Source organism: Streptomyces sp. SID5785 (genome assembly GCF_009870065.1).
Lineage (GTDB): Bacteria > Actinomycetota > Actinomycetes > Streptomycetales > Streptomycetaceae > Streptomyces.
Map to the genome: position 1 here is coordinate 1 of NZ_WWIA01001067.1, position 11,119 is coordinate 11,119.

10 protein-coding genes and 1 tRNA gene are annotated in these 11,119 nt (G+C 72.3%); 1 reads left to right on the forward strand and 10 read right to left on the reverse strand.

The window, feature by feature from the left end; translation table 11 throughout:
• Nucleotides 1–15: 15 nt before the first annotated feature.
• The 8 genes from GTW43_RS34550 to GTW43_RS34585 form a co-directional block, all read right to left on the reverse strand.
• Entirely contained in the window at nt 16–1,668 is a 1,653-nt protein-coding gene (locus GTW43_RS34550; protein ID WP_161305920.1) for a long-chain fatty acid--CoA ligase, read from the reverse strand.
• A 120-nt stretch (nt 1,669–1,788) separates the two neighbouring features.
• Nucleotides 1,789–2,397, reverse strand: coding sequence for a SigE family RNA polymerase sigma factor (locus GTW43_RS34555; RefSeq protein WP_202502317.1), 609 nt, complete (start codon nt 2,395–2,397; stop codon nt 1,789–1,791).
• Nucleotides 2,398–2,657: 260 nt separating this feature from the next.
• Entirely contained in the window at nt 2,658–3,824 is a 1,167-nt protein-coding gene (locus GTW43_RS34560; RefSeq protein WP_161305921.1) for a lipid-transfer protein, read from the reverse strand.
• The gene (locus GTW43_RS34565) at nt 3,821–4,264 is read right to left on the reverse strand and encodes a MaoC family dehydratase (protein ID WP_161305922.1); all 444 of its coding nucleotides are present in this window, start codon (nt 4,262–4,264) and stop codon (nt 3,821–3,823) included. Before GTW43_RS34565 ends, GTW43_RS34560 begins: the two co-directional genes overlap by 4 nt.
• Nucleotides 4,261–5,457, reverse strand: a complete 1,197-nt coding sequence (locus GTW43_RS34570) for an acyl-CoA dehydrogenase family protein (protein ID WP_161305923.1) — start codon at nt 5,455–5,457, stop codon at nt 4,261–4,263. The genes GTW43_RS34565 and GTW43_RS34570 overlap by 4 nt, the downstream gene beginning before the upstream one ends.
• A gap of 1 nt (nt 5,458) precedes the next feature.
• Entirely contained in the window at nt 5,459–6,325 is an 867-nt protein-coding gene (locus tag GTW43_RS34575; RefSeq protein ID WP_161305929.1) for an OB-fold domain-containing protein, read from the reverse strand.
• A 155-nt stretch (nt 6,326–6,480) separates the two neighbouring features.
• Complete coding sequence (locus GTW43_RS34580; RefSeq protein ID WP_161305924.1) at nt 6,481–7,677, reverse strand: acyl-CoA dehydrogenase family protein; 1,197 nt, start codon at nt 7,675–7,677, stop codon at nt 6,481–6,483.
• A gap of 248 nt (nt 7,678–7,925) precedes the next feature.
• Nucleotides 7,926–8,237 carry a hypothetical protein gene (locus GTW43_RS34585; protein WP_161305925.1) on the reverse strand — a complete coding sequence of 104 codons (312 nt, stop codon included), beginning with the start codon at nt 8,235–8,237 and terminating at the stop codon, nt 7,926–7,928.
• Between the two features lie 367 nt (nt 8,238–8,604).
• Here GTW43_RS34585 and GTW43_RS34590 point away from each other — a divergent pair, with 367 nt between their 5' ends.
• Nucleotides 8,605–9,516: a bifunctional DNA primase/polymerase gene (locus GTW43_RS34590; protein ID WP_161305926.1), complete on the forward strand. Its 912-nt coding sequence runs from the start codon at nt 8,605–8,607 to the stop codon at nt 9,514–9,516.
• Between the two features lie 129 nt (nt 9,517–9,645).
• On the opposite strand, the gene GTW43_RS34595 is transcribed toward GTW43_RS34590, so the two are convergent.
• Both GTW43_RS34595 and GTW43_RS34600 read right to left on the reverse strand, forming a co-directional pair.
• Nucleotides 9,646–9,730: transfer RNA gene (locus tag GTW43_RS34595), tRNA-Ser, on the reverse strand.
• Between the two features lie 75 nt (nt 9,731–9,805).
• On the reverse strand, nt 9,806–11,119 hold a 1,314-nt coding region (locus tag GTW43_RS34600; RefSeq protein WP_161305927.1), incomplete at its 5' end, for a trypsin-like peptidase domain-containing protein.

Sequence of the window (11,119 nt, forward strand, 5' to 3'; positions counted from 1 at the left end):
CGAACAGGGCCCGGATCACAGGCGCGTGACGTCCAGGTCGCCGTCCGCGTACTGCTTGCGCAGCACCTTCTTGTCGAACTTGCCGACGCTCGTCTTCGGGACGGTCGGCACGATGCTCCAGCGCTCGGGCAGCTGCCACTTCGCGACCTTCTCGGCGAGGAACGTGCGCAGCGTCTCGAAGTCCGCCGTCGCCCCCTCCTTCAGCACGACGGTGGCCAGCGGCCGCTCGCCCCACTTCTCGTCGGGGACTGCGACGACGGCGGCTTCGGCGACATCGGGGTGGGACATCAGCGCGTTCTCGAGGTCGACGCTGGAGATCCACTCGCCACCGGACTTGATGACGTCCTTGGCGCGGTCGGTGAGCGTCAGGAAGCCGTCGGCGCTGATGGTGCCGACGTCGCCGGTCTTCAGCCAGCCGTCCTCGCTGAACTTGTCGGCCGGGCGCAGCGGTTCGGCGTCCGGGCCGTTGTAGTACGCGCCCGCGATCCAGGGCCCGCGCACCTCGAGCTCGCCCGCGGACTCGCCGTCCCAGGGCAGGTGCTCGCCGCCCGGGCCGGTCAGTCGCGCCTCGACGCCGGCCGGGAAGCGGCCCTGCGTGAGCCGGTACGCGAACTCCTCGTCGCTGCCCGCCTCCACCGAGGCCGGCGGCCGCGAGACGGTGCCGAGCGGGGAGGTCTCGGTCATGCCCCAGGCGTGGCAGACCCGCATGCCCAGGTCGTCGAAGGCCTTCATGAGCGAGGGCGGGCAGGCCGAGCCGCCGATGGTGACCTGGGTGAGCATCGAGACGTCACGCGGCTTGGCGGTGAGCTCGGCGAGCAGGCCCTGCCAGATGGTGGGGACGGCGGCGGCGTGGGTGGGGCGCTGGGCCTCGATCATCTCGGCCAGCGGCGCGGGCTGCAGGAAGCGGTCCGGCATCAGCATGTTCACGCCCGTCATGAACGTGGCGTGCGGCAGGCCCCACGCGTTCACATGGAACTGCGGCACGACGACCAGCGACGTGTCGGCGTCGGTCAGCCCCATCGACTGCGTCATGTTCACCTGCATCGAGTGCAGGTAGATCGAACGGTGCGAGTAGACGACACCCTTCGGATCGCCCGTCGTGCCGGACGTGTAACACATCGCGGCGGCCTGCCGCTCGTCCAGCTCCGGCCAGTCGTACGTGGTCGGCTTGGAGCCGATGAGCTCCTCGTACTCGTGCACACGCGCCCGCGCGCCCTCGAGCAGGGAACGGTCTCCGGGACCGGCGACCACGATGTGCTCGACCGAGGTGAATCCGGGCAGCAGCGGTGCGAGCAGCGGGAGCAGCGATCCGTTGACGATGATCACGCGGTCCGCGGCGTGGTTCACGATCCATGTCAGCTGCTCGGCGGGCAGCCGCAGGTTGAGCGTGTGGAGCACCGCGCCCATCGCGGGGGCGGCGAAGTAGGCCTCGACGTGCTCCGCGTTGTTCCACATCAGCGTCGCGACGCGGTCGTCGCCCCGGACACCGAGGTCGTCGTGGAGTGCGTGCGCGAGCTGGGCCGCGCGGGCGCCCGCCTCGGCGAACGAACGGCGGTGCGGCTCGCCCTCGCCCGTCCACGTGATGATCTGCGAGGTGCCGTGCACGCGTATCCCGTGATTCAGGATGCGGGTCACGGTCAGCGGTACGTCCTGCATCGTGCTCAGCACGGCGTCCTCCCGGTGGGCGCTACGGAGCAGTAGGGTTCTGCCGATTCTCACCACATACCACTCGGTATGTCACTAGTCCCGGGAATGATCGATCACTCGATCGGCGTACTGAACCGCTGATCAGGCCCGCACCGGGCCCAGCTCCGGGTCCTCCCGCAGCTTGCCGAGCGCCCGCGAGACCGCGCTCTTGACGGTCCCGACGGAGACTCCCAGCACCTCGGCCGTCTGCACCTCGCTCAGGTCCTCGTAGTAGCGCAGCACCACCATCGCCCGCTGCCGCGTGGGCAGCTTCATGATCGCCCGCCACATCGCGTCGTGCAGCGCCTGCTGCTCCGCCGGGTCCCCGGCCGGCACGACCGCCGGCTCCGGCAGCTCGTCGCAGACGTACTCGTCGACCTTGCGCTTGCGCCATTGGGACGTCCGCGTGTTGAGCAGAGCCCGGCGCACATAGCCGTCGAGCGCCCGGTGGTCCTCGATCCGGTCCCACGCGACGTACGTCTTGGCGAGCGCGGTCTGCAACAGGTCCTCGGCGTCACACGGGTTCGCGGTGAGCGACCGTGCCGTGCGCAGGAGCACCGGCTGGCGCGCCCGGACGTACGAAGCGAACGACGGATACGTCGTGTGCGCTGCGTGCGCTGCATGCGCTGCATGCGCCGAACGCGTCCTCGCGGGGGTACGCGGTGCGGGCTCCGATGCGCCGCTGCGAACGGGCGCCAGGGTTGCGGTCATGGCTCCACGCTATGAGCGCCCCCCATATCTTCGGATCGGCCGGAGGTCCCGAAGCGGCGTCCGCCTCAGGTTGTACGCGGGGTGGTAGCCCCACCTCCTGAAGGTGGAGGACGCGGTGAGGACCCTTGAGGGTTCAGCCCTGAGAGGCACCCCGGGCCGGAACCGTCCCGTGCCCGTCTCCGCGCCGGCTGCCCGGCCGGCGGCCCGCTCCCGGCGTCCGTCCCCCGTCGCACACGGGTCCCGCCCGCCGCACACGGCACTCACCCGTCCCGTCCCAGCACCAGGCCCGACGTCGGCACCCCGGTACCGGCCGTGACCAGCACCGTACCCGCGTCCGGCACCTGGTTCACCGCCATACCGCGCACCTGCCGGACGCCCTCCGCTATTCCGTTCATCCCGTGGAGGTAGGCCTCGCCCAGCTGCCCCCCGTGTGTGTTCAGCGGGAGCCGCTCCTCCGCGACGAACCCCGCGGCCTCGCCCGGGCCGCAGAAACCGAACTCCTCCAACTGCATCAGCACGAACGGCGTGAAGTGGTCGTACAGGATCCCCACGTCGATGTCCGAGGGCCGCACGCCGGCCGTCCGCCACAGCTGCCGTGCCACGACCCCCATCTCCGGCAGCCCCGACAGATCGTCCCGGTAGAAGCTCGTCATCTGCTCCTGGGAACGGCCCGCGCCCTGGGCCGCCGCCTCGATCACCACCGGTGCCCGGCGCAGGTCGCGGGCCCGCTCCGTACTCGTGACGACGATCGCCTGCCCGCCGTCCGTCTCCTGACAGCAGTCGAGCAGCCGCAGCGGCTCGACGATCCAGCGCGACGCGGCGTGGTCGGCGAGCGTGATCGGCTTGCCGTGGAAGTACGCCGCCGGATTCGTGGCCGCGTACTTCCGGTCGATCACCGCGACCTGCCCGAAGGCCTCCGGGGTCAGCCCGTACGTGTGCAGGTACCGCTGCGCCGCCATCGCCACCCAGGACGCCGGGGTGAGGAGCCCGAACGGCAGGGCCCAGCCGAGCGCCGCGCCCTCCGCCGACGGCTCTCGGTGCTGCACCCCCGAGCCGAAGCGGCGGCCCGAGCGCTCGTTGAACGCGCGGTAGCAGACGACCACCTCGGCGACCCCGCTCGCCACCGCGAGCGCCGCCTGCTGCACCGTGCCGCAGGCCGCTCCGCCTCCGTAGTGCACCCGGGAGAAGAACGAGAGCTCCCCCATCCCCGCCGCCTGCGCGACCGTGATCTCCGGGCTGGTGTCCATCGTGAACGTGACCATGCCGTCGACGTCGGCAGGGGAGAGGCCGGCGTCGTCGAGCGCCGCCTGCACGGCCTCCACCGCCAGCTTCAGCTCGCTGCGCCCCGAGTCCTTGGAGAACTCCGTGGCGCCGATGCCGACGATCGCCGCCCGTCCGCCGAGCCGGTCCTTCGACTGCACGCTCATGCCGGACTCCCCACGGCCGGGCTCCCCGCGGCCGGACCCGCCTCGGCCGCCGGCACCGTCACGGTCACGGTGCCGGTGACATGGCTGCCTATCCGGTTCTTCCCGACGACCTGGACGCGCGCGGTCCGCCCCCCGTCGCCGATCTCCACGTCGAGCACCGTGCCGGTCAGCACCATGGTGTCCCCCGGGTAGTTGGGCGCGCCCAGCCGGATGGCGACCTTGCGCAGCACGGCGGTGGGCCCGAAGTGATCCGTGATGTAGCGGCCCACCAGTCCGTTCGTCGTCAGGATGTTCATGAAGATGTCCGGGGATCCCTTCTGCCGGGCCAGCTCCGCGTCGTGGTGCACGTCCTGGTAGTCCCGCGACGCGATCGCCCCGGCGACGATCAAGGTCCGCGTCACCGGAATCTCCAGCGGCGGCAGCGCCTCTCCTGCCTTCATGACGTGCTCCCTTCGGTCGCCCCTCGCCCTGTCGCCGGCCCGGTCTCCGCTCGGGGTCCCGGGACCGCCGCGAGCAACGCGCCCAGTTCCTCCAGCAGTTCGCCGCCCGCGCCCAGATATCCGTCGATCTGCCGGCCCCAGAGGAAGTGCCGGTGCACCGGATGATCGAGGTCCGCCCCCATGCCGCCGTGCAGATGCTGACCCGCGTGCACGGCCCGCTTACCGCCCTCGGAGGCCCACCAGGCGGCGGTCAGCGCATGGCTCCGGTGCTCGAGCCCCGCGTCCCGACGCCAGGCCGCCTCGTACGACGTGACCTTGATCGACTCGATGTCCATATGGGCGTCCGCCGCCCGGAGTTGGACGCCCTGCTTGGCCGCGAGCGGGCGGCCGAACTGCTCCCGCCCGTTCGTGTACTCCACCGCTCTGGCCAGGGAGCCCGCGCACACCCCGGCCTGCAGTCCCGCGAACGCGATCCGCGCCGCCGCCAGCACGTCCCCGTACGCCTCGGGTCCGCCGATCCGCTCGGCCGGTGTTCCGTCGAGCACGAGCCGACCCGCGGACCAGGGCGCCGTCAGCTCGACCGGCTCACACCCCGCCTCGCCCGCCGAGACCATCCACAGGCTGTGGACAGGCTCCGGCGCTCCGCCTGCGGACCGAGTCCGGCGGCCCGCGCCCGATCCCGCTGTCTCGCCGGTCTCGCGGACCGCCACCAGGACCTGCGTCGCGTCCCGCAGCCAGGGCACCCAGGGCACCGTCCCGGTCAGGCGGGCTCGGGCACCGGGCCCGCCTGACGGGCCGGCCGCGTCAGGCCCGCCGTGATCGGAGATCACGATGCCACCCCGCGCCGGGAACGCCCCGGCAGCCACGGCCGAGCCGTCCCGCAGTCCGGGCAGCAGGCGCTCCCGCTGCGCGGGCGTGCCGTGCGCGGCCACCGCGAGCAGGCCGTACACACAGCTCGCCGCGAACGGCACCTGTGCCGTCGTCCTCCCCTGCTCCTCCAGCATCAGGACCAGGCCGAGCAGCCCGGTCTCCTCGACCGCCGCGGTCAGCCCCGCCCCGCTCAGCGCCTTCCACAGCTCGCCGTCGCTGTCCCCGCCCAGCCCGGCGAGGCGCTCCGGGGTGGACAGGTCGCCGAAGATCCGCGCGGCCAGCTCCCGCGCCGCCTCCTGCTCCGCCGTCGGTGTGAAGTCCATGTCACGCCTCACCCGCCTCGGCGGCCCGGAACACGGGGAGCTCCAACTCCTCGTCCATCACCTGGAATTCCAGCCGCACCGGCATCCCGATCCGCACCTTGTCGTACGGCACCCCCACCACGTTGCTCACGATGCGCACGCCCTCCGCCAACTCGACGAGCGCGACCGCGTACGGCGGGTCGAAGGCGGGGAAGGGCGGGTGGTGCATGACGACATAGCTGAACACCGTGCCCGTGCCCCGCGCCTCGACCGTGTCCCAGTCCTGCCCGCCGCAGGCGTTGCACCCCGGGAGCCAGGGGAAGCGGAGCGTCTCGCAGGTGCCGCAGCGCTGGATGAGCAGGCGGTGGTCCGCGACGCCGGCCCAGAAGCCCTCGTTGTCCCTGTTCACCACCGGCCGGGGGCGCAGCTTCTTCGGGGCGGGCGCCGCTGCGGGCGGGGCGCTCTTGCGTGGACTTTGGGCGGCCGGCGCGTACTTGAGGATGCGGAAGCGGTGTGTGCCGACGATCTCGCCGCCCACCCGGACGTCCATCCGCGTCGTCACGAAGTGGCCGGTGCCCAGCTTCGTCGTCTTCAGCGGTGACAAGGACTCGATCAGCGAGTCGTAGGTGATCGCGTCCCCCGGTCGCAACGGGCGCAGATACTCCTGCTCGCAGTCCGTGGCGACGACCGAGGTGTACCCCGCGCCGTCGAGCAGGGCGAACAGCTCGTCATGGGCCGGTGAGCGCCCCGCGAAACCGGAGAGCCCGGCCATCGTCCAGGCCTGCAGCATCGTCGGCGGCGCGATCGCGCCGGGGCCCTGGTACGCGGTGTTCGTGTCCCCCATCGCCTCGCACCAGTGCCGGATCATCGGCAGGTTGACCGGGTCCATGCCCTCGGCCGCCGTGGCCGCCACCCGCCCTTCGAAGGGCTTCAGCTCCTCGTCGGACAGCGCGCGCGGGTCCGCCGCCACCGCGCTCTCACCGGCCGCCGCTCCGAGGTCCGTACCGGCGCTCGCGCCCGGCTCCGGCCCCCGCGCCCTGGCCGTCACCGCTTGCCCCGCTTCATGCCGAGCCGCATCGAGGCCACGATCTCCCGCTGGACCTCGCTCACTCCGCCGCCGAACGTGTTGATCTGTGCCGCTCGGTTCATCCGCTCCAACTCCCCGTCCCCCACGGCGGTGTCACCGCCACCCGCTCCGAAGGCCCCGGGCGATCCGGCCCGCACCCATCCGGAGTCGCCCGCGATCTGCTGACATATTCGGTACACCTCAACCGCCGATTCGGTTCCCGCGAACTTCACGCCGCTGGCGTCCCCCGGGGCCAGTGAGCCCGCCCCCACGTCTCCCACCAGACGCCAGTTGAGCAGGCGTGTCGCCGCGAGCCGGGCGTGCGCCTCGGCCAGTCCCGAGCGCACCCAAGACGTGTCAATCCGGCGCTCGCCGGTCACCGGATCGGGTGTACGGGCGGCATCGGCGACCCGCTCGTAGAAGTCCTCGGCCTGCATGCCGATCGCGGCGAGGGCGACCCGCTCGTGATTGAGCTGGTTCGTGATCAGGCCCCAGCCGCCGTGCTCGGGGCCGACCAGGTTCGAGCCCGGGACGCGGATCCCGTCGTAGTACGTGGCGGTCGTGGTGAGTCCGCCGACGGTCTCGATCGGGGTCCAGGAGAACCCCGGTGCGTCGGTGGGGACGAGGACGATCGAGATGCCGCGGTGTTTCGGCGCGTCGGGGTCGGTGCGGCAGGCGAGCCAGATCCAGTCGGCGTTCTGGGCGTTCGAGGTGAAGACCTTCTGCCCGTCGATCAGCCAGTCCCCGCCTGCCTCGTCGCGGACCGCCCTGGTCCGCAGCGAGGCCAGGTCCGTGCCGGCGGACGGCTCGCTGTAGCCGATGGCGAAGACCAGCTCGCCGCTGAGGATCCGGGGCAGGAAGAAGGCCTTCTGCTCCTCGGTGCCGTACTTCATGAGGGTCGGGCCGACGGTGTTGAGCGTCACCATCGAGACCGGCGCACCCGCCCGGTACGCCTCGTCGAAGAACACGAACTGCTCGTCGGGGCCGCGCCCCTGCCCGCCGTACTCGACGGGCCAGCCCAGTCCGAGCAGGCCCGCGGCTCCCAGGCGCCGCAGCACCCGGCGCTGGCCCGCGAGGTCACCGGCGGCGGGCGGGCCGTCCGGCATGGCCGTGCGGAAGTGTTCGCGCAGTTCGGCGCGCAGCTCGCGCTGGCGCTCGGTGGGGGCGAGGTGCACGGCGGCGGCCCTCCCGGACCTCGTACGAACAAGGGTTTCTGACTGTCCGTCAGATACGGTCGGGTGTCAAGGGATCAACCACCCTGCCGCGTTCGCCCCCACCGGCTTCCCGCTCACCGCCACCACACCCCCGCACCCGGGCCCGGACCCGGGCCCGCCCGGACACGCCTGCGCGGCGGCGCCGAAGGCACCGCCGCGCAGCTGTCACGCACCCCACGAGACGCCCCTGCCGGGCAGGGGCCGGGGGGTCACCAGAGCTCGGTGAAGTTCACCGTGATGTTCTCGTTGGACTGGTGGATCGCGGTGAAGGCCGACCCGTTCACCTGCGCGTTGTTGTTCTGGTTCGAGGCGCCGTCACCGACGGCCTGCTGCTGCGTGGTGTTCGAGTTGCCGTGGTTGTCGTGACCCACGCCGCTGCCGATGATCGACGCGACGCCCGCATTCGATCCGTCGCCGGCGATCGCACCGTTGTCCGCCATCGCCACGCCGGAGAACAGGGCGGCGGCCAGGGGCAGAGCGGCGACGGCGGCGAGGGCGCGGGCGGTACGGATGGAAGCCATGTCTTTTCCTCCAGGACGGGGAGTACATCCGGTGCACGGACAGGTCCGGCGACCGGGGAAGTACGGGTTGCTCCGGGGCGGTTGGCCGACCGCCCCGGCGATGTTCACGACGTCGCGAGTCCAGAGTTGCCCAGCGGTTCCGCCGGGAACCACCCCGGACGGCCCTATTCGCTCGCAAGCGTGAGGACATGTCGATAAACCTGCCTCACCGCGACAAAAGCCCAGCTCAGCCCCGAACACCCCACTCCGGGAGGATCACCACCCAGTCCTCCCAGAGGATGAAGCGTTTCGGCACATTTTCGGTGAATAGCCGCGGCGCAGCCTCCACCCCCTTCCCTCTTTCGAACATGTGTACGAACATAGAGTCATGGCCCTCACCGACCGGCACCCCGCACACCGCCGCGACCCCGCCGCACCACCCGCCGCTCTCGCGACCCTGGCCCTCGCCCACGCCCTGTCCGCCGCCGAGCGCGGACTCGCCGTCATCCCGCTCTCCCGCACCAAGCTCCCCGCACTGCCCTCGCCGCACCGCACCGACCCTCCGTCCGCGCCGCGCTGCCACGGCGAATGCGGACTGCCCGGGCACGGGGTGCACGACGCGAGCACCGACCCGCGCCGCATCCGCGCCCTGTTCGCCGCCGCGCCGCGCGCCACCGGGTACGGGATCGCCTGCGGGTTGCCGCCGCACCACCTGATCGGCGTCGACCTGGACACCAAGTCCGGTACGAACGCCTCCGCTTCACTGCGTGAGCTGGCCTTACGTCATCTCTTCACGGTCCCCGACACGGTGGTCGTGGCCACCCCGAGCGGCGGCCGGCATCTGTGGCTCACCGGCCCGCCCGACGTCGTCGTGCCCAACTCCGCGGGGCGTCTCGCGCCCGGGATCGACATCCGCGGCGCCGGGGGCTACCTGGTCGGGCCCGGGTCCCGCACGGAGCACGGCGTCTACAGCGCGGTGCCGGGCACCGGGCATCTCCCACCCGCCGCCTGCCCGCCCGCGCTGCTCCGGCTGCTCAGCCCGCCGCCGCGCCCCCAGCACGCCGCACCCGCCGACCCTCAGCACGGCAGGCACGGCCACGGCCTCGTCCAGTTCGTGCTCGGCGCCCACGAGGGCCAGCGCAACACCCGCCTGTTCTGGGCCGCCTGCCGCGCCTACGAGTCCGGCCTGGGCGACACCCTCGCGGGCCCCCTCGCGGACGCCGCGACCCGCACCGGCCTCACCGAACACGAGGCCCGCTCCACGATCGCCTCGGCGGCCCGCCTGACGGGCGGACGGTGACGCCCGCGCCTCCGGGGGACGAACCGACCCGCACGACGGGACGTCACGACCGACCCGCAGCGTCGTGCGACCACCGCGCACGGCGAAGGCCCCCGACCGATGTATCTGGTCAGGGGCCTTCGACGAACGCGGTGGGTGTGGGATTTGAACCCACGGTGGCTCTCACCACGACGGTTTTCAAGACCGTTCCCTTAGGCCGCTCGGGCAACCCACCCCGCGCCACCGACGGCTTTCGGCCGTGATCCGGCGGGCGCGGGGAACAGCGTAGCGGGTCGGGGGACGGGGGCCGTCAGCTGTCGCCCTTGCGCTCGCCCAGGGTGACGTCGACGGTGCGCTCCTTGCCGTCACGCGTGTAGGTGAGCTTCACGGTGTCGCCGGGCTTGTGGGTCCAGATCTGGCCGATCAGGGTCGGGCCGGAGTCGATCACGTTGTCGTCGAGCTTCGTGATCACGTCGCCGGGCTTGAGGCCCGCCTTGTCCGCCGGTCCGTTGGCCGTGACCGCCGCCGAGCCGCTCGCACCCTGCTCGGTGATCTTCGCACCGCCCGTGCCCTCCTCCAGGGAGACGGAGGCACCGATCACCGGGTAGACCGGCTGGCCGGTCTTGATCAGCTGCTGGGCGACCATCTTCGCCTGGTTGATCGGGATGGCGAAGCCGAGGCCGATCGAGCCGGACTGGCCCGAGCCGCCGAGGCCGCCGCTGGAGGCGGACTGGATGGCCGAGTTGATGCCGATCACGTGGCCGTTGCCGTCGAGCAGGGGGCCGCCCGAGTTGCCCGGGTTGATCGAGGCGTCGGTCTGCAGGGCGCTCATGTAGGAGGCCTTGCTGCTGGCCGAGCCGTCGCTGGAGGCGACCGGGCGGTCCTTCGCGGAGACGATGCCGGTCGTCACCGTGTTCGACAGGCCGAAGGGCGCGCCGATCGCGATGGTGGAGTCGCCCACGGCGACCTTGTCCGAGTTGCCGAGGGTGAGCGGCTGCAGGTTCTTCGGCGCGTTCTTGAGCTTGATGACCGCGACGTCGTAGCCCTGCGCGTGGCCGATGACCTCGGCCTCGTACTTCTTGCCGTTCGAGAACGTCGCGGACAGCTTGCCGCCGTCCACGGCCTCGGCCACCACGTGGTTGTTCGTGAGGATGTGGCCTTCCTTGTCGTACACGAAGCCGGTGCCGGTGCCGCCCTCCCCGCTGTTGCCCTCGGCCTCGATGGTGACCGTGCTGGGCAGCGCCTTCGCCGCGACGCCCGCGACGGTGCCCGGGTCGCGCTTGAGGTCGGCCGGGTTGGACGCGGAGACGGTCGTCGACCCGGTGCCCGCGTCGTCGTTGCGGTCGGCGGCCCAGTAGCCGATGCCGCCGCCGACGGCGCCCGCGATCAGGGCCGCGGCCACGACGCCGGCGAGCAGGCCACCGCGGCGGCCGCCCTTGGGCTGGGGCTGCTGGTAGGAGGCCCCCCAGGGGCCCGAGGCGCCGCCTCCGCCCCAGGAGCCGTCGCCCGCTCCGCCGGCCTGGTGACCGGCGCCGCCCGACTGGTACGCCGGGACGGCCGGCGGCGGGGGCGGCCAGTCACCGACCGGGGCGGGACCGGCGTGCGCCGGCGCTCCGGCGGGGTC